We start from the raw sequence: 19557 nt of genomic DNA, 5'->3' as shown, positions 1-19557 counted from the left end.
TACCATTGTTACTGTGCGAGTTCCGCCTGCAACTTGGCTAAACGCCCTTGCAGGCTGCCGTCTATCAGTTCTCCCCGGCACCAAATTTGGAGTCCGCCCAAAAGAGCCGGGTCCGTTTTAAAAATCGCTTTAACCTCTCCGCCGTAACGCGCGGAAAGAGCTTCTTCGGTCTGGCGTTGCTGGGTTTCGTTTAAGGTGCGGGCGGAAACAACTTCCGCGCGCAAAATACCCAACCGTTCGTCTAACAGTTCTTCCACGCGGCGGACGACGGCGTCCAACAGCGCGTAACGCTTGGCATCCAGCAGTACTTCCACAAACGAAGCGGCTTCCGGCAATGCGGCAAGAGCGGCCTTGACGGTTTGTTTTTTCTCTTCGGTGGAAATACGCGGGCTGGACATATACGTTTGCACGCCTGCCAATGCTTGGGTAGCCAGCCGGAGGGATTCCGCCCGCCGGGAGGCATCCTCGTTGGTGGCGCTTAATGCGTTGTAGGCGGCCGCGTAACGCTGCACCGCAATTCTGTCTGAACTGTTCATATTACTTCGCCTTTACTTCTGCCAGTACGCGGTCCACCACGGCTTTGGCAGCGTCTTCGTTCAACTGCTGTTCAATTACCTTGGAAGCAGCCAGCACGCTCACGCGGGCAATTTCGCCGCGCACGTCCGAAAGCGCTTTGTTCTTTTCGGCTTCAATTTGCGCCTTGGCCTGTTCTGCCAGGCGTTCGGACTGCTCTTTGGCCGCAGCCAAGAGTTGTTCTTTTTGCGTTTCGCCCATTTTTACGGCTTCGGCCATTTTTTTAGCGGCTTCATCGGCAATTTGGGCTAATTTTTCGTCCAGTTCGCTTTTGATTTTTTCCGCGGCCTCGCGCGCTTGTTGGGCTTGCAGTTTATCCTGCGCTATTTGCTGTTCGCGCGATTCCAACGCACCAATGATGCGGTTCCACGCAAATTTTTTAAGCAAATAAACGAGCAGCAAAAAATTGCAGACCGTCAAAGCGAGTACGCCGTAATCAGGCTTCAATAAATCTTCCATAGATTACTCTTTTATGTTTATTTCATTACCATCGTGAGCAAGCAGATAACCAAGCCCAACATAGCGGCACCTTCCAACAACGCGGCGATAATAATCATCGTGGTGCGCAGGTCGGAACCGGCTTCCGGTTGGCGGGCGGTACCTTCCAAAGCGGCGGTGCCGATTTTACCCAAACCAAGCCCCGCACCAATGACGGTAAGTCCAGCGCCGATACCGGCGGCAATATATTTAAGTGCTACGAGTTCCATAAGTTTTTCTCCTTTGGGGTAATCCCCTTGATAGATTTTTCAAATTAATGCGTATGAATGACCGATCCTGCAAAAATAGCCGTCAGCAACGTAAACACATACGCCTGTAAAAACGCTACCAACAGTTCCAAACACGTCATAAAAATTTCCAAACACATCGCCGGCACAAGTGCCCCGGCACCTGCCGCAACGTGCATTTGCCCGACAATAAAAATAATCAAAAGCAAGCAAATCAATACCATATGGCCCGATAGCATATTGGCAAATAAACGAATAGCCAACACGCATACCTTGATAACCAAACTGACAACTTCCAACGGGAAAATAAGAGGTACCAGCCAGCCGGGCGTGCCGGAAGGAACAAACCCTTTTAAAAACCCGATAATTCCGTGAAATTTAAGCCCGCTATACAAGATAAGCCCGCCCGAACACAAGGCTAAGGCGGCCGTAACGGAAATATTAGAAGTAGCGGTCTTCATTTCCGGAATCATACCCGCTAAGTTTACAAACAAAATAAACAAAAACAGCGTGCAGAAATACGGCAGAAAATTTTTGCCCTCTTTACCCATATTGGGTAAAACCATACCATCGCGGATGAACAACACATATTCTTCGGCTAAGGCCGTAAGCAAACGGCCGGAACGGCTTTGGCGGGCGCGGGAAATCCAGCACAACACGCCAAACAACACTACACTTACCGCCAAAATAGTCACGCTATGCGTGGTAAGCGGAATACGAAAACCACCCAGGGCTACACCCCAATCGTGGTCCAAAATATGATGAGAAATTATTTCAGCTACGTCCATCTTTTTTATCTGCCTTTTTTAAAGTTGCGGCGTCCTTTTGCATCTGTTTGGCCGAACGCACAATTTGGTAAAAGCCCAATGCAAACCCGGCTATTACGCCCCCGATTAAACACCACGGGCTTGTGTTCATTTTTATATCCAGCCGGTATCCTACATAAGCGCCTAAAATTTCCGACACGGCAAACTCCAAGCCTAACGTCGTAATTTGTAAATGGTCCTGTTGGGTAAAAGGTCCAAGCGCCATAAGTATCCCCCGGTTTATTTACCGGGCGGTAAGTACACTTAATATTATAAAACAATTTGGGCAAAAAATCTACCGCTTTAAGTCGTACAACCGCCGCCTATTAGTATTGTATTAAATTTATCAACCCCGCGCACTTTTTTAAGCGAATAAAAAACCCCGCGTAAAACAGCAAGCGGGGATTTTATACAAATTGCACTTTCTTACACCGTATAAGTGAAGATTTTGCTTTCGTAGGGTTTCAAGTCCACTACATAACCTTGGGAAAGCATTTCCGGCGAAACAGTTACCTTTTCACCCGTAAACTCCTCGGTTACCTGGCTGTTGGGACCATAGACCCCTTTTAAATGCAGGCGGCCTTTGGCAGGAGCATTACTGTAATTGATAACCACCATTTTGCCGGTGTTCATTTGTTTCCATTGCCAAGACAAAATATTGCGGAAACTGTTGTTCCCCATTTCGGCCGGAGTTACATCCCGCAAAGACCATTGTCCGCCGTGAAAGGCCGGAGCGGAGGCGATTTGCAACAACCGCATATAATAGGCTTTTACTTCGGCATTTTCCGTAAAGGTATCGTTGATATATTGGATAGGCATACGCGCCGGGCGGCCCAAAATTTGAAAATAATGGAACATCCGCGCGCCGGGCAGCGTAGCGATAATCGTACCGGCTGCCAAAGATTTTTCCTTACCAAACGCCTTTAAACTTTCTTCTTCATCGTGGTTAGCGATAAAGCGGATGGAACGCATTTGGAACAAATGCTCCGCGCCCAAGTGGCCCTTGATATCCTCGGCATTAGAAAAACGCAAACGGTCGTAGAGAACTTTATCGTATGTATAATCAAAGCCCATTTCCTGGATATCCCACTCTAATCCCCAATACACTTCGGCAATGAACGTAAACTCCGGGTGTTTTTCACGCACGCTGTCTAAGGCTTGGCGCCAAAATTCTTCTTTGGGCAAATCGCTGCCGATAAATTCCCACCAAGTATCCCGATGGACTTTATTGAGCAGCAGCATTGCCATATCACAACGCACACCGTCGCACATATCGGCTACGCGCAACAAGTTTTGCAACATAAAGGCCCGCGTTTTTGGATTAAAATAATTCAGTTGCGCCGTATCGGTCCACGGAGCAAAATACGGGTCGCGCCCGTGGGCAATATATACCCCGTCCGGATTTTTAAAGAACCAATCCGGATGTGATTTGGGCGCATTTTTACCGGTATTAATATACAAATCGGGTTGCGCGGTAATCATCGGGCTGTCAATAGCCGTATGGTTACCGACAAAGTCTAAAAGCAGACAAACACCGCGCTCGTTTAATTTACGGCGCACGGTACGCAAGGCTTCGTCCCCGCCCAACGACGGATTAACCGTGTACTCATATACGGCATACGGAGAAGCCGTGATATCCTCCGGCTTAAAATCCGGCTTAATGGCACGGATTTGCGCTTGGATATCCTTATGCTCGCGCGCAATTTTTTCTGCCGCCGGGCTTAATTTCCATACCCCCATCAGCCAAACAGCATCAAAGCCCGCATCTTTGATTTTATCCCATTGTTCATCCGGAATATTTGCCAAAGTTACAGGCCGGTTTAATTGCGTTTCCAGCCGTTTTAACCAGGAACGCGTATTTATTTCTAAAATATGCGGATTTGTCCTCATAATAGATTTCCCCTCTTACTTTTATAGCACTTTCGCGCCCGCTTGTAAACACCTTGCCGAGCCTGCGGACAGCCACGCTATACCCCAAATAATAATTAATGGAGCCACGCTGTTACTGTTGTGATGCCCCCTTATAAAACAACCCGTAAGAAAACTCCTTTAACACGCAAAAACCCCGGCAGAAATTTGTTCTGCCGGGGTTTTGTAATCTAGTCCGTTAGCGGATTATTTTTCGTCCGTTGCGGATTCTTCCTCGTCTTTTACGACAGGAGCAATACGGGCAATTTTGTCGCCTTCGTCCATTTTGGCCAGCGTAACCCCTTGGGAGTTGCGGCTGACGGAACGGATATCGGCACAGCGGACGCGGATGGTCATACCCTTTTCGGTTACAATCATCAAGTCTTTCGTTTCGTCCACCAATTTAATGCCCACTACCGAGCCGTTGCGCGCACTGGTTTTAATGGTAATCACACCCATACCGCCGCGGTTTTGGCGTTTATATTCGCTAAATTCCGTGCGTTTACCAAAGCCGTTTTCACATACGGAAAGCACGTCGGGCTGCGGTTCGTCATTGGGGGCTTGTTCCATACCCACCACTACATCGCCGGCGCCCAAGTTAATGGCGCGCACACCCTTAGCCGGGCGGCCCATACAACGCACTTGGTTTTCGTCAAAGCGGATAGATTTGCCGTTTTTAGTAGCCACTAAAATATCCGATTTACCGTGCGTCGTTTGTACACCGACAAGCACGTCGCCTTCTTCCAACCCGATAGCAATAATACCGGAGCGGCGGATATTGGCAAACTCGCTTAATTCCACACGTTTAATGGTGCCCAAGCGGGTGCACATGGTTAGATAAGTATTTTCACAATGTTCTTTGTCAAACGTTTCAATCGCGGTGGCGGCGGTTACTTTTTCCTCGCCCGTCAGTTGCAACAGGTTGACAATAGCCTTACCCTTGGACATACGGTTTCCTTCGGGAATTTCAAAAGCGCGTAATGCAAACACACGGCCGCGGTTGGTGAACATCAAAATAGTGGCGTGGGAAGACGTTACAAAGAGGTGTTCCATAAAGTCTTCCTCTTTCGTCTTACTGCCGATAATGCCCTTGCCGCCGCGGTTCTGGCTCTTGTAAGTGGAGAGCGGAATGCGTTTGGCATAGCCGTCGTTAGAAATGGTAATGACTACATCTTCCTTCTCAATTAAATCTTCCATAGAGAAGTCCGTCATATCCGGGCCGATTTCGGTGCGGCGCGGGTCGTTGTAGTCTTTTTTCAACTGCGTAAGTTCTTCTACGATAATATCCAAAATACGCTGCGGGTTACCCAAAATATCCTGCAATTCCGCAATCAGTTTAAGCAGGTCCTTGCGTTCGTTTTCAATAGCAAGCGCGGACAGTTGCGTCAACTGGTGTAAGCGCATATCCAAAATAGCCTGCGCCTGCACTTCGGACAAGGTAAAGCGCTGCATTAACGTAAATTTGGCTTCGGTCGGGTCCTTGGCTTTGCGGATAATGGCGACGACTTCGTCCATATTGGCAATAGCCACGAGTAAACCGTTCAAAACGTGTTCACGTCTTTGCGCTTTATTTAAATCAAATTTTGTGCGGTTGGTAATAACCTCTTGGCGGTGTTTTACATAGGCCTTCATTACTTCTTTAAGCGACAGCACGCGCGGGCGGCCGTCCACAATCGCCAACATATTGACCGGGAAAGAGGTTTGCAACTGGGTATGCTTAAAGAGGTGGTTCAACACCACTTGGGCATTTCCGTCACGTTTTACCTCAATCACCAGGCGCATACCGCGTCTGTCCGACTCGTCGCGGATATCGGAAATATCGGTAACTTTTTTATCGCGCACCAAATCGACAATGCTTTCAATAAGAGCCGTTTTGTTTACCTGATACGGAATAGCCGTTACGATAATGGCTTCGCGGCCGTTTTTGCGTTCTTCAATTTCCGTAGTGGCTTGTACTTTTACGCTGCCGTGGCCTGTTTCAAAATATTCATAAATACCTTTCGTTCCGCGGATAATAGCACCCGTGGGAAAGTCAGGCCCCTTGATAATCTTCATCATTTCCTTGGTGGAAATATCGGGGTTTTGGATGTAAGCAATAATGCCGTCGCAGACTTCGCCCAAGTTATGCGTAGGAATATTGGTAGCCATACCTACGGCAATACCGGCAGAACCGTTGACGAGCAAAGCCGGAAGTTTGGCCGGCAATACGGAGGGTTCCATTAAAGAGCCGTCATAGTTGGGAATCATTTTGACGGTATCTTTATCCAAGTCCCCCAGCATTTCTTCGGAAATGCGTTGCAGGCGGCACTCGGTATAACGCATAGCGGCGGCGGAGTCCCCGTCAATAGAACCAAAGTTACCCTGACCGTCAATTAAAGGTTTGCGCAGGGAAAAATCCTGCACCATACGAACGAGCGTATCATATACGGCGGTATCACCGTGCGGGTGATATTTACCGAGTACATCACCTACTACACGGGCAGATTTCTTATAGGCTTTATTGTATTTTAAGCCCATTTCGTTCATAGAATACAACACACGGCGGTGTACCGGCTTCAAACCGTCGCGTACGTCAGGCAAAGCACGTCCTACAATTACGCTCATAGCGTAATCAATGTAATAAGAACGCATTTCGCCCGCTATATCGCGCTGCTGAATATTGCCAAACAAGTCCACATTTGTATTTTGGGCTTGGGGCTGGTTGTTCATTTCTTCGCTCATTTAAAAATATCTCCTGTTACGGATTAAATCTGTTGGGGCGTTTAACGCCCCGTATATTAAATATCCAAGTTCTTTACTTCCAAGGCGTGCGATTGAATAAAGTCGCGGCGCGGCTCCACTTTATCGCCCATCAACATTGTAAACGCCTGTTCGGTGTCGGCAGCGTCGTTGATTTTTACCTGGATAAGTTTGCGTTTAGCAGGGTCCATAGTGGTTTCCCACAACTGTTCGGGGTTCATTTCACCCAAACCTTTGTAGCGCTGAATCGTAGCACCGGAGGAAGCGGCTTCCTTCACCGCGTGCAAGAGTTCAGCCAAACTATAAACCAAGGCATCTGTTTTGCCGTTGTTTACTTTAAACAAGGGATTGATACGTTCTTTTTCATTTTCAATCACCGGGTATTGGGCAAACGTAAAGCCAAAAACTTCCATCTTCTTTTCGGAGGCTAATAATTTGCCAAATTCAAACAGGCTCTGGTGTTCGGGCACGAGCGAATCTGTGTTGACGGTGGCAATATCCACACCGTCGGCAGCCAATTCCTCGCGTTTTTCCTGCATATACTGTTCCTCGTATTCGCGGTATTCCTGTTCCGTATAGAAATAGCGGAAACCGCCGCTTCTTAACGGAATGCGGTACACCGGCACCTTGCCTTCGGCGAGGAACGCCATAAAGTCAGCAAGCGTAATGTTTTTAATTTCCAGTTTAGCAAGGATATCTTCCACATCACGCAAGATTTTAAGTAAATCGCGCAACTGGTCGCCGGATAAGGCTTCCTGTTTTTTCATATCTGTAACCGTAACAGTAGCAAGCCCCTCTTTCATCAACCATTGTTGCATTTGGTCTTCTGTTTGCAAATATTGTTCCACTTTGCCTTTTTTAACCTTATACAAAGGCGGTTGGGCCAAATAAATGTGTCCGTTTTCAATAAGCGGCTTTAACTGGCGGTAGAAGAACGTCAAAAGCAAGGTAGAAATGTGCTGTCCGTCCACATCAGCATCAGCCATTAGAATAATTTTGTGGTAGCGGAGTTTGGAAAGGTCAAATCCCCCCTCCCCTTCGCCTACCCCCGTACCGACAGCGGCAATTAAGTCGCGCACGGTATCGCTGGATAAAATCTTCACGAGCGGGGCTTTTTCCACGTTCAAAATTTTACCGCGAAGCGGCAAAATAGCCTGGAATACGCGGTCGCGCCCTTGTTTGGCGGAACCACCGGCGGAGTCCCCTTCTACGAGGAAAAGTTCGCATTTGGCGGAATCTCTTTCCTGGCAATCGGCGAGTTTACCCGGCAAGCCGCCGCCTTCTAACGCACCTTTGCGGCGGGTTAAATCGCGGGCCTTTCTGGCGGCTTCACGCGCCACTGCGGCACCGACACATTTTTCACAAATAGCGCGAGCCGTTTTGGGGTTTTCTTCAAAAAACGTAGAAAGCGTATCGCTCACGACGGAACGGACAATACCTTCCACTTCCGAGTTTCCCAATTTGGTTTTGGTCTGCCCTTCAAACTGCGGGTGAGGAATTTTAACAGACAAAACAGCCGTTAAACCTTCTTTAATATCATCCCCGCCCACAGAAATATCTTTGTGTTTGGAAAGGTTATTACTCTTGATATATTCATTAATCAAACGTGTAAGAGAGGAGCGGAAACCGCTTAAATGCGTACCGCCTTCCACGGTGTGAATATTATTCACAAACGAAAACACGTTTTCAGAATAACTTTCGTTATACTGGATAGCAAAGGAAATATAGTTATCCCCCACCTCTTTGGTTAAGTAAATAGGTTCCGGGTTAATAACGGTTTTGTTTGTGTTTAAATACTTAACAAACTGGGAAATTCCGCCTTCATAGTGGAAGGTAACGGTTTGGTTATCCTCTTTGCGTTCATCCGTGTAAACAATTTTGATACCCGCGTTTAAAAATGCCAGTTCGCGCAAACGGTTACCAATTGTTTCATAGGAAAAGGCTACATCGCCGAAGATTTCTTTATCAGCGTGGAAAGTTACTTTTGTACCGTGTTCATCAGTATCGCCGATAACCTTAACAGGTTCAGCCGGTTTACCGCGGTGATAGCACTGGTAGTGGATATGACCGTTGCGGCGGACTTCCACTTCCATAGTTTCGGATAATGCGTTTACGCAGGATACACCCACCCCGTGCAAACCGCCGGATACTTTATAAGCACCGCTGTCAAACTTACCGCCCGCGTGCAAAACGGTCATTACCACTTCCAAGGCGGATTTATTGCGCAGTTTGGCATCTTTGGCGTTCTTCATCAGGTCCACAGGAATACCGCGCCCGTCATCCTGAATAGAGCAGGTCATATCATCTTTAATTGTAACGGTAATGGTAGTGGCCCCGCCGGCTAAAATTTCGTCCACAGAGTTATCCACCACCTCATACACTAAGTGATGAAGCCCGGGAAGCCCCGTAGAGCCAATGTACATAGCCGGACGTTTGCGGACCGCTTCCAATCCTTCTAAAACGGTAATTTTGGAAGAATCGTAATCCTTCTCTTTCTGTTCTTCGGTTGTCATTTACAACTCCTTAATGTAAATACGGCAAATCTATTGTATTTCTATTTTTCCAATCCACGGCTGTTCAAAATGTTTATTCAGTTCTTTGATTAACTGTTGGCGGCGGGCGATTAATTCGTTCTTAGCCACCGAAATTTTAACCTGCACATAGATTGTATCGTCTTTAACGGCCTTTAATACCCAAAATTTGGCTTTATTTCCAATCAACTGATGCCAAACGTGGTCCAAGATCATCAACCTGTTTAAACGGCGGTTTAGGCCGTTAAAACGGTTTTCCAGCTCTGCACTGGAACGCCACTCTTTTTTGGGATTTTGGCCAAACTTCATTAAGCGCGCACCGGCATAATGACGTATTTAAACATTGTATCGCCCACCGGCTCCACTAATACAGGCTGTGAAGCATTTACAAACGAAAAAGAAACTTTTTCCGTGGCGATATTTTTAAGTACATCAATAATATAATCCGGGTTAAAAGCCACATCAAAGGCTTCTTGGGTATATTCTACGGGTAATTCGTCCGTAAAATCCATTTTCTGGGAGTTGGCGGAAATCGTCAAATTGTTATTTTCCAATTTAAATTTAACGAGTGCCCCAAATTCTCCGATACAAAGTTTCGCGCGGCGGGTGGAAGCCAATAAATCCTTGGTAAAAACCTCAAAACCGAGGTTCTTTTTGGTAGGAATTACTTGGTTGTAATTCGGAAAATTGCCTTCAATTAAGCGGGAGATGAAAGTGGTTTCCTTCATCATAAAACTGACTTGGTTGGAAGCCACATTCACTTCAATCATATCATCCTTGCCGGGTTTAGCAATAGCGATATAACGGCAAACTTCGTTTAAAATTTTGGTAGGAATAATGATTTTAAATTCATTACTGCCCGGTAAAGCCGCATGAGAAGCCACAGCCAAGCGGCCGCCGTCCGTGGCGACTACTTCAAACTTTTCGGGTGTGTTATTCCACAAAAGGCCGTTCAAAATATAGCGGGTTTCCTGGGTGGATGCGGAAAATGCTGTCTTGACCACCATATCCTGTAATTCCAAGGGAGATAAGGAAACGCTGTTGGTGCGTTCCACCTCGGGGATAGCCGGATATTCGGACTTGGGAGTACCGATTACCCAAAATTTACTCTTGCCGGATTTGATATGAAATTTATTGTTTTCGTCGGTGTATAAGTTAATTTCTTTATCATCGGGTAAGTTTTTGATGATTTCCGAAAATTCTTTTATCGGTACGGTAATACTGCCTTCTTCTTCCACTTCGGCGTTTAAATAGTGGATAGTGGCCATTTCCATATCGGTACGGACCAACTTTAACTTTCCGGCTTGCGCCTCAATCAAAAAGTTATGCAGGATAGGCAGAGTGGTTCTGGACGAAACACCCGAAGAAACAATCTGTATGCCTTCCAAAAAGGTTGATTTAGTAATATTTATTTTCATATCTTAATCTCTGTTATATGTCCTGTTGATTGCGTGGATAATGTGATTTTACCTATACAACTTGTTTGTGATAATTGTGTATAACCCGGTTTATTTATCCACATCATCCACCGCAAAAAAATTTATGAGCCGTTTTTTAACCTTATTCCCAAGTTATCCACCGGTTATATACTACTTATCCACAGCCTTAATATCCAAAATAATTTGGTTTATTTCGGCTGCAAAAAAGGGATCCGTTTCTATTTTTTCTTTTACCAAGTCGCGCGCGTGGACCACTGTGCTGTGGTCGCGGTTAAATTCCCGCCCGATTTCCGGCAGGGATAAATCCGTCAGTTCCGTGGTTAAAAACATGGCTATCTGGCGCGGCCACGCAATAGACTGGGTTTTGCGCTTGGAATTAAAATCTTCCATTTTTATATTAAAATGTTTGCCTACAATTTTTTTAATGGTATTGACGTTAATAGATAAATCATTGTCGCTTACCAAGATATCGGCCAGCAGTTCCTTGGCAATAGAAATAGTAGGCGTTACGCTGTGCATTCCGCAATAGGCCACCAAACGGAATAAAGAGCCTTCTAATTCGCGGATATTGGTTTGTACACCCTCTGCTATAAAGGCGAGTACATCGTCGCCAATGTCAAAGTTGATACTGTCGCGCTTTTGGCGCAGAATAGCAATACGCGTTTCCAAATTAGGACGTTTTACCTCTACACAAATACCGGAGAGTAAACGCGAGGATAAGCGTTCATCTAATTCCAACTGCTGCGGCGTTCTGTCTGACGACAACACTATTTGTTTATGGCTTTCAAACAGTGCGTTAAAAGTGTAGAAGAATTCTACCTCACTGGCGGATTTGCCGGCTACAAATTGGATATCGTCCATTAAAAAACAATCCAAGGAACGGTATTTTTTGCGGAAACTTTCCGAGGCCTTATTCTGCAAAGCCTCAATATATTCGCTCACAAATTCTTCGCCGGACATATATAATACCTTGGCGTTTGGATTTTCCTTTAAAATTTGGTTTCCGATAGCGTGCAGTAAGTGGGTTTTACCAAGTCCCGGGGAAGAATAAATGACCAAAGGATTATTTTCGCGGTTGCCTAATTTATGAACTACGGCCTCAGCCGCTTTATAAGCAAAACGGTTGGAGGGGGATTCAATAAAATTATCAAACATATAAGCAGAATTTAACCGCGAGGGAAAAGAATTCTTTTTTATCACAGGAGCCGCGGGGGCAGGTGTCGCGGGAATAACATCTTGCGCTGTTTGCACCGCCGGGGCGGGTTCCTGGACGGAAACTTCGTAAACAATGGTAATTTCCGCGCCCAAATGTTTTAAAAAAGCGTCCTTTATAATATGTTCGTAACGCTCGCGAATTGTTTTACCCCAAAATTGGTTGGGCAAAGAAATCGTGAGTATGTTGCCCGCGTAGCCAAATTGGGCCGGGCGGAGCCACATATCGTAAGTATCCTTACCTATAATATTTTCTATATCTTGAAAAACGGGAACTAATTGGGGTGTGTCCTGAAAATTATCCACAGTAAAGCCACCATAAAATAATATATTCTTTATAATACCACTTATTACGGACTCCGTCAAATAAAAATAATTAAAACGTTTAATAATGGGGTTAAAATGCTAAATAAAACGATTTTTAAAATTTCGGCTATATTTCTATTAAAAAGTTGTAAAAGTGGTAAAAACGCGGTTTTTGCCAAAAAACACACTATTAAATAAACTAATCTATTTTTTGGCTTGTGCGGGCGCGGTTCCTTTGTTATGATGCAAAGAAGTATAAAATATGATATATTATTAATAGGAATTATTATTAATAAGGATTTTTTTAATAATGAACTGATTTGCAAAAAATAAAATAACTTCCTATTTTATTACAGATAAAACAGAGGTTATAGTAATCAATAAACAAGGTATAATAACTTATATACAGTTTATTGCAGAAAAAAATAAGATTGGTTACAAAAATACCAAATTTTTATTAGAGGTGCATATGACAAAATTGAACGATATTTATAAATGCGAAACCTGCGGCAATATAGTGGAAGTAGTACACGCGGCGGGGGGAGAACTTTCCTGCTGTGGGCACGCTATGAAACTAATGCAGGCAGGTCTTTCCGACGGAGCGGCTGAAAAGCACGTCCCGGTGATTGAAAAAATTGACGGCGGATACCGCGTAACTGTGGGGAGCGTGGAACACCCGATGCTGGATAACCATTATATTGAGTGGATTGAACTGGTTTGCGAAAAATGCGGCAAGGTTCAGCGCAAATATTTGAAGCCCGGAGAAAAACCGCAGGCTGAATTTAAGAGTGATTCGGATAAAGTAATAGCGCGTGAATATTGCAATTTGCACGGTTTGTGGCAGAAGGAAAATTAATTTAAGGGGAAAAACATAATATGATGCAAGCGGTAAAAATTTCGGAAAAAGTTTATTGGGTGGGGGCGATTGATTGGAATATTCGCGATTTCCACGGTTATTCCACCAAGCGCGGTACGACGTATAATGCTTATTTGGTAATGGGAGAAAAACCCACTCTTATTGATACAGTTAAAAAGGAATTTTACGGCGAAATGATGGAGCGCATACAAAGCGTAATTGACCCGAAAAAAATCAAAATTATTATTTCCAACCACTCGGAAATGGACCACTCCGGCGCTTTACCCCAGGCCGTTAATTATATTGAGCCGGAAGAAGTCTATGTTTCTACAATGGGATTTAAAGACATTACCGAGCAATTTCATTGTGATTTGAAGTTAAAAACCGTTAAAACAGGAGACCGTATTGACGTTGGCGGTGATACCATTTCGTTTGTAGAAGCGCGTATGCTGCACTGGCCGGACAGTATGTTTTCGTACTTGGAAAAAGAAAACGTCCTGTTTACTAACGATGTGTTTGGTATGCACTATGCCACAGGAAAACTGTTTGACGACGAAAACGAAGAACGTCTTTGGTTGTATGAAGCGGAAAAATATTATGCCAATATTGTATTGCCTTATTCCGATATTGTTTTGCGTTTTTTGGAGCAAGTTAAACAAATGGGATTGGCTCCGCGTTTAATTGCACCGGACCACGGTTTTGTATGGCGCAAAGACCCGGCTAAAATCGTTAATTTATATGCTAAATGGGCCGCTCAGGCTCCTAAAAATAAGGCTGTTGTTGTTTACGATACTATGTGGGGCAGTACGGAAAAAATGGCTTCTTATATTACCGACGGCCTTCGCGCGGGCGGCACGGAAGTAAAACAACTTTCTATGCACAGCAACCACCGCAGCGATGTGGTTACAGAACTGCTGGACGCAAGTGCGCTGATTATCGGTTCGCCGGTACTTAATAGCCAAATTTTTCCGTCTATGGCGGATATGCTTTGCTACTTAAAAGGCTTGCGCAAAAAAGGTCTTATCGGGGCGGCTTTCGGCTCTTATGGTTGGAGTGGCGCGCCTATTGATGAATTAACTAAAACCTTGGAAGCGATGAAAGTGGAGGTGGTGGCTCCGGCTATTAAATCTCCCTTTGTTCCCGACGAGAAAGTAAAGCAAGCCTGCCGGGATTTAGGCTTACTTATCAGCCAAAAATTGGCCGAAAAAGTAAAATAACGGAGTATTTTATATGGCGGTAAACGACATTAACAAAGGGCTTAATTATATCACGTACGGGCTGTATATTGTTACCACCTGTGAGGGGGAAAAAAAGAACGGGCTTATTGTAAATACCGTTTTTCAGGTAACGGCGGAACCGGCCCAAATGGCTATTTCCGTCAATAAAAATAGCCTTACGCACGATATGATTTTAAAAAGCCGCGTGTTTGCCGCTATGCCGCTTGAACAAAATACACCTTTGCCGTTTATTGGAATTTTCGGTTTCCGCTCGGGGCGGACATTTGATAAATTGGCCAAGGTTCCCTATAAAATGGGTTTTTTGGGGTGCCCTATCGTTGGGGAACATACACTTTCTTATATGGAAGTAGAGGTGAGCCAAACGGTAGATATGGGCACCCATACACTTTTTATTGGGCAGGTAAAGGATGCGGGTGTGTTAAATCCGGAGGGAAAACCTTTGACGTATGATTATTATCATCACGTTATAAAAGGAAAAACGCCTGCGGGTGCTACGCATTTATAAAAAAATGGGAGGAGTAAATTATGGTGAAATATGTTTGCGAAGTTTGCGGTTATGTGTATGACCCGGCGGTGGGCGACCCGGATAACGGAGTCCCGGCCGGAACCAAGTGGGAAGATGTAAAAGAGGACTGGATTTGCCCAGTTTGCGGGGTAGGAAAGGACCAGTTTAAGCCGCAAAATTAAAATTAGGGGCTGTTTTGAAAAAAATGCTTAAATTTTAAGTATTTTTTTCACATAAAAAACGGGCGCATTTTACGGCCCGTTTTTTTGTTCTTTTTACAACCCGCGTACAAGTGTTAAACTTGGTATAATAAGAAATATGAAAATTTTATATGTTATTACTTCAACTGATGTGGGGGGGGCGGAAAAAGCCCTTTTGGAACTATCTGTAAAAACAGCCCAAGTTCACGCTGTGCGGGTGGTCTGTTTAAAACCGCTTGGCCCGGTGGCACAGGAATTAACCAAACATCACATTGAGGTAATAAGCCTAAATATGCGCGGCTATGGTGGGCGGATTATCCAAAAATTAGCGGCGCAGATAAAAGATTTTCAGCCGGATATTGTGCACGCTATGCTCTACCGCGCAATAGAATATGCCCGGGTTGCGTGTGCAGGCAAAAAAGTGAAACTTATTAGCACTCCGCATTTTGACTTATCTAAAAAGATTTTTCCGCTCCGTTGGGCAGATAAACTATTAAAAGATTTAGATACGCTGACTGTGGCAGAATCCTTTTCAACGGCTAGGTATTTAATAGAAAAGCAAAAGTATAATAAAAATAAAGTTTATTTACTTCCAAACGGAGTGGATAAAACTGTTTTTTATGCGGACGAAACACTGCGTGATAAAATGCGGAAAAAGTATGCCTACACCTCGGAGCATATTGTTTTTATAGAAGTGGCCCGATTGACCTCGGTTAAAGATCCTCTGTCTTTATTACAGTCATTTCGTAATGTGGCACGAACGTATAAAAATGCCCGCTTGGTATATGTAGGAGAAGGAAAAAAACGGCCCGAATTAGAAGATTTTATCCGCCAAAATGGCTTGGAGAAAGTGGTATTGCTGGCCGGAGAGCAAGATAATATCAATGAATGGCTGAATATGGCGGACATATTTGTTTTGCCGTCCATAGAAGAATCTTTGCCTTTATCTTTACTGGAATCTATCCAAGTAGGATTGCCTTGCTTAGTTAGTAAAGTAGGCGATATGCCTTTGTGGGTGGAACACGGAAAAAATGGATTTGTTTTTCCATCTAAAGACATTACGCTGTTAAGTTGCTTTATGGCAGAATTGATAAATAATGCACAACTGCGCGAAACAATGAGGGGTAATTCTCTTCAAATTTCCAAGCGGATTGGGCAAAGTTCTCAACAATATCAACAAATTTATCAACAAGTTTTAAACAATAGTTTTCACGTGAAAACAAATTAGGAGTTTTTATGGAACAACGTCTTTTTGCGGTGGCGTGTATTATGTACGCCTTTACGTTATTTACCCGCTATTTAAATAAAAAGAATAAATTAAATTCTAACACATCTTTTGCTTGGTGGCACGCGAGTTTTTTGTTTATTATTTTATCCTGTGCGGTGTATGTTTTAACCTTTGTAATGGGTGGTGGAGCAGGAGAACCCTTAAACTGGCCTAGGCTTGCTTTGGGTTTTGTTTTGGCTTTTGGATGTGGAATATTTGGACTTTTTCAAGGTAAAAAAGCCACAGATGATAAAAGAAAGAAAATAATGAAGGCGGACTTGGAGTGGAGTAATACGGTGTATTTTGCCGGGTTTGTGGCCTCTATTGTAATGTTCTTTTTTATACAGGCTTTTAAAATACCGTCCGCTTCTATGCGTTATACTTTGGTGGAGGGGGATCATTTATTTGTAAATAAAGCCGTTTATGGCTTCCGTGTTCCGTTTACAAAAGTTCGCTTTGGTGCGTATGAACAGATTAAACCGGGGGATATTATTGTTTTTCAATTTCCCGCTAAGGACCGCTCTCAACAAAATTGCGGCGGTAGCCAGTATGGAAAAGATTTTGTTAAGCGCGTAATTGCTATGCCCGGAGATACGGTTCAAATAAAAAACGGTCGTCCGTGGGTGAACGGAAAGGAACTTCCTAAGCAAGATTATGAGGTTTATGAGAATTTAGAACGAGTCCCTTATTTTGAGGTAGATGATAAAGAAGAATATCAGAACTTGTGGGAAGAACATTTATTGGATAATTATTTAGGAATTGAATTGCGTGATTCTTTTGGTCCGGTTGTGGTTCCTGAAAATTCCTATTTTGCTATGGGGGATAATAGAGATAATTCCTGTGATTCCCGTTTTTGGGGTCCCGTTCCGCGCGAAAATATCAAAGGAAAGGCTTGGTTTGTGCATTGGCCGCTTAGCCGTATCCGTTGGATTAAATAACAGTTTTCACGTGAAAACAATAACCTTATATTGCAATTTAACACCAATTAATGTTTAATATATGTATAGAGAAACGGAGGATTTATGGGAGAAATTGTCGTCATTGCCAACCAAAAAGGCGGAGTAGGTAAAACCACCACTTCTATCAACCTTTCTTATGCGTTGGCTTGTTTAAATCAAAATGTGTTGCTTGTAGATTTTGACCCGCAAGGTAACGCCGGTTCTGGCTTGGGGGTAACGGTACAAGACGGCGATAAATCTGTATATCATTTACTTACCAAAACCGCCACATTTGAACAGGTGGTCCGCCAAACATCTAGTGAAATGCTAGATGTATTGCCTGCCTGCAAAGATTTATCCGGTGCTGAGGTGGAACTGGTAAATGTGCGCGGACGCGAAAATATGCTTAAAGATGTCTTGGACCCGCTGCGCGCTATGTATGATTATATTATTATTGATTGTCCTCCTTCTTTGGGCCTTTTAACTTTAAACGCGATGATGGCGGCAGACAGTGTGATTACCCCTGTGCAGTGCGAATATTATGCGTTGGAGGGATTGGCCCACTTTATGAATACGGTGGCCAAAATTAAACAATTTTTGCATCCAAAACTAAAAATGGACGGCGGCCTTTTGACAATGTATGACGCTCGTATGAATTTGTCTAAGCAGGTATTTGCTGAGGTCAGCCGATATTTTGGCGACCAAGTATATAAAACGCCGATTCCGCGTAATATCCGTTTGGCTGAGGCTCCCAGTTTCGGACAATCTATTTTCAATTACGACCCGGCTTGCCGCGGGGCCAATGCGTATATCCAGTTGGCTATTGAATTTTTGGTTCGTCGCGGGGCTGATGCAAGTGCTTATAAAGATTTTAAGATGACGGGCGAACTCCCGGTGAATTACGATTTTGGAGGATAAGATGGTAAGACAGGCATTAGGTAAAGGTTTAGACGCTTTAATTAAACAAACGCAACAAGTGGTTAATATGCCCACCAACGAGGCTGCTGTACAAGTGCAGCAAACCCCGGGGATGAGTGTTACGCGCATTGACGTAAACAAAATTGTTCCCAACCGTTTTCAACCGCGCCGCGTATTTAACGAAGAAAAATTGCAAGAGTTGGCCCAATCTATTAAAGAACACGGACTGACACAGCCTATTGTAGTTGTCTATGATGCGGGCCTGGATAAATACGAAATTGTAGTGGGGGAACGCCGCTTCCGCGCTACCCAGTTGGCCGGATTAAAAGAAATTGATGCTATTGTACACAAACACTTGGGCGACCAGGAAATGTGTGCATTGGCACTAATTGAAAATATCCAGCGCGAAGATCTAAACCCCATTGAAACGGCTCTTGGCTACCGTAATTTGATGAGTAAATTCTATATTACACAGACCGATTTGGCTTCTTATTGCGGTAAATCCAAGGCCGCCATTTCCAATGCGTTGCGCTTGCTGGACTTGGAGCCAGAAATTCAACAGGCCTTACAGGACGGTGCTATTTCCGAAGGGCACGGACGTGCCTTGTTAATGGTTACGGACCCGGCTAAGCGCGAAATGTTGTTTAAAAAAATGCACCATAGCAAAATGTCGGTCCGCCAAGCCGAAGATGCCGCCCGCGCTTTAATGTTTCCGGTAAAAAAAGCCGAAAAAGGAGCCAAGCCGGTGGAAGTGGCTTCCTTTGAAAATGATTTGCAATCTGCATTAGGTACCAAGGTGGAAGTGAAGTACGGCAAAAATATGAAGAAAGGAACGCTCGTTATTCACTATAATTCCTTAGACGAATTGGACAATATTGCAAGCCGCCTTAAAACTAAAATGTTATAGTCCTGCGGGTCCTGCGGACGGCGACTCAATACGCTGGGTAATGATTAGTTGAGCCACACTGTTTTTGCAAGGGCGCGCTCTTATGAACCTATACGCTGGTTGTGTGGTCGCAGTTGGGTAAAACAGCCGATAGGCAAATTCCTTGATGATTAGAGCAACACTGTTTTAGTGTTGCTCTTTTTAATTGTCCTTAACGGCTTTTGGCTGTTTGCTGTCATCCTGGAAAGTAGTAGTCCAGGATCTGTGGTTATTCGAAAAGAGGAAAACGACAGATACTGGACAGCAACCTTCCAGTATGACCTTTTAGATAACAACAATCACTACCCAAGTTGTAGATCCTGAAAACCCTGCGGGCCGCCAATTTAGGATGACTTTTGATTAATAACGCCGTCATCCAGCAGGGTTTTGATAGGGGATTGTTAGAAACAGATTTGTTTTGCTAAAAACACTTAAAAAATAAGGATAATTTTAAAAATCAAGCGTCATAAA

At 44.4% G+C, this 19557-nt stretch carries 19 protein-coding genes; 8 read left to right on the top strand and 11 right to left on the bottom strand.

What is annotated here, in order from left to right; all coding sequences use genetic code 11:
• Window positions 1-8: 8 nt before the first annotated feature.
• The 11 genes from atpH to dnaA all read right to left on the bottom strand — a co-directional run bounded on the left by atpH (window position 9) and on the right by dnaA (window position 12239).
• Window positions 9-536, bottom strand: a complete 528-nt coding sequence (atpH, locus tag ACZOTW_RS00915; RefSeq protein WP_483997236.1) for an ATP synthase F1 subunit delta — start codon at window positions 534-536, stop codon at window positions 9-11.
• 1 nt (window position 537) lies between these two features.
• Window positions 538-1032, bottom strand: coding sequence for a F0F1 ATP synthase subunit B (atpF, locus tag ACZOTW_RS00910; RefSeq protein WP_177746670.1), 495 nt, complete (start codon window positions 1030-1032; stop codon window positions 538-540).
• Between the two features lie 17 nt (window positions 1033-1049).
• Window positions 1050-1280: an ATP synthase F0 subunit C gene (gene atpE, locus ACZOTW_RS00905; RefSeq protein WP_177746667.1), complete on the bottom strand. Its 231-nt coding sequence runs from the start codon at window positions 1278-1280 to the stop codon at window positions 1050-1052.
• A 44-nt stretch (window positions 1281-1324) separates the two neighbouring features.
• A complete protein-coding gene (gene atpB / locus ACZOTW_RS00900) occupies window positions 1325-2086 on the bottom strand; it encodes a F0F1 ATP synthase subunit A (protein ID WP_483997235.1) in 762 nt (253 codons plus the stop codon).
• Window positions 2073-2330 carry an AtpZ/AtpI family protein gene (locus ACZOTW_RS00895; protein ID WP_177746663.1) on the bottom strand — a complete coding sequence of 86 codons (258 nt, stop codon included), beginning with the start codon at window positions 2328-2330 and terminating at the stop codon, window positions 2073-2075. Before ACZOTW_RS00895 ends, atpB begins: the two co-directional genes overlap by 14 nt.
• Window positions 2331-2530: 200 nt before the next feature.
• Window positions 2531-3994: an alpha-amylase family glycosyl hydrolase gene (locus ACZOTW_RS00890; RefSeq protein WP_483997234.1), complete on the bottom strand. Its 1464-nt coding sequence runs from the start codon at window positions 3992-3994 to the stop codon at window positions 2531-2533.
• 225 nt (window positions 3995-4219) lie between these two features.
• Window positions 4220-6733, bottom strand: a complete 2514-nt coding sequence (gene gyrA, locus ACZOTW_RS00885) for a DNA gyrase subunit A (protein ID WP_483997233.1) — start codon at window positions 6731-6733, stop codon at window positions 4220-4222.
• Between the two features lie 56 nt (window positions 6734-6789).
• Window positions 6790-9264 carry a DNA topoisomerase (ATP-hydrolyzing) subunit B gene (gene gyrB / locus ACZOTW_RS00880; RefSeq protein ID WP_428077139.1) on the bottom strand — a complete coding sequence of 825 codons (2475 nt, stop codon included), beginning with the start codon at window positions 9262-9264 and terminating at the stop codon, window positions 6790-6792.
• A gap of 30 nt (window positions 9265-9294) precedes the next feature.
• Window positions 9295-9591: a DciA family protein gene (locus tag ACZOTW_RS00875; protein ID WP_177746654.1), complete on the bottom strand. Its 297-nt coding sequence runs from the start codon at window positions 9589-9591 to the stop codon at window positions 9295-9297.
• Entirely contained in the window at window positions 9591-10700 is a 1110-nt protein-coding gene (gene dnaN, locus ACZOTW_RS00870; protein WP_177746652.1) for a DNA polymerase III subunit beta, read from the bottom strand. The genes ACZOTW_RS00875 and dnaN overlap by 1 nt, the downstream gene beginning before the upstream one ends.
• A 171-nt stretch (window positions 10701-10871) precedes the next feature.
• The gene (dnaA, locus tag ACZOTW_RS00865; RefSeq protein WP_483997232.1) at window positions 10872-12239 is read right to left on the bottom strand and encodes a chromosomal replication initiator protein DnaA; all 1368 of its coding nucleotides are present in this window, start codon (window positions 12237-12239) and stop codon (window positions 10872-10874) included.
• A gap of 469 nt (window positions 12240-12708) precedes the next feature.
• On the opposite strand from dnaA, the gene ACZOTW_RS00860 reads away from it, so the two are divergent.
• From ACZOTW_RS00860 to ACZOTW_RS00825, 8 genes are all read left to right on the top strand, one after another.
• Window positions 12709-13095: a desulfoferrodoxin gene (locus tag ACZOTW_RS00860; protein ID WP_428042859.1), complete on the top strand. Its 387-nt coding sequence runs from the start codon at window positions 12709-12711 to the stop codon at window positions 13093-13095.
• A gap of 20 nt (window positions 13096-13115) precedes the next feature.
• A complete protein-coding gene (locus ACZOTW_RS00855; RefSeq protein WP_483997231.1) occupies window positions 13116-14312 on the top strand; it encodes an FprA family A-type flavoprotein in 1197 nt (398 codons plus the stop codon).
• 13 nt (window positions 14313-14325) lie between these two features.
• Window positions 14326-14838 carry a flavin reductase family protein gene (locus ACZOTW_RS00850; protein ID WP_428042347.1) on the top strand — a complete coding sequence of 171 codons (513 nt, stop codon included), beginning with the start codon at window positions 14326-14328 and terminating at the stop codon, window positions 14836-14838.
• 20 nt (window positions 14839-14858) lie between these two features.
• Window positions 14859-15020, top strand: a complete 162-nt coding sequence (rd, locus tag ACZOTW_RS00845) for a rubredoxin (RefSeq protein ID WP_177746643.1) — start codon at window positions 14859-14861, stop codon at window positions 15018-15020.
• A 136-nt stretch (window positions 15021-15156) separates the two neighbouring features.
• Window positions 15157-16266 (top strand): glycosyltransferase, encoded by a 1110-nt coding sequence (locus tag ACZOTW_RS00840; RefSeq protein WP_483997230.1) that lies wholly within the window; start codon window positions 15157-15159, stop codon window positions 16264-16266.
• Between the two features lie 8 nt (window positions 16267-16274).
• Window positions 16275-17243 carry a signal peptidase I gene (gene lepB / locus ACZOTW_RS00835; protein ID WP_483997229.1) on the top strand — a complete coding sequence of 323 codons (969 nt, stop codon included), beginning with the start codon at window positions 16275-16277 and terminating at the stop codon, window positions 17241-17243.
• Between the two features lie 84 nt (window positions 17244-17327).
• A complete protein-coding gene (locus tag ACZOTW_RS00830; RefSeq protein ID WP_428037265.1) occupies window positions 17328-18161 on the top strand; it encodes a ParA family protein in 834 nt (277 codons plus the stop codon).
• A gap of 1 nt (window position 18162) precedes the next feature.
• Window positions 18163-19068, top strand: coding sequence for a ParB/RepB/Spo0J family partition protein (locus tag ACZOTW_RS00825; RefSeq protein ID WP_428045217.1), 906 nt, complete (start codon window positions 18163-18165; stop codon window positions 19066-19068).
• The last annotated feature ends 489 nt before the right edge of the window (window positions 19069-19557 follow it).

It is taken from the genome of Candidatus Avelusimicrobium sp. (assembly GCF_056976295.1).
The sequence above is the reverse complement of the archived record's forward strand: the minus strand, read 5'-3'. Positions and strand labels throughout refer to the sequence as shown.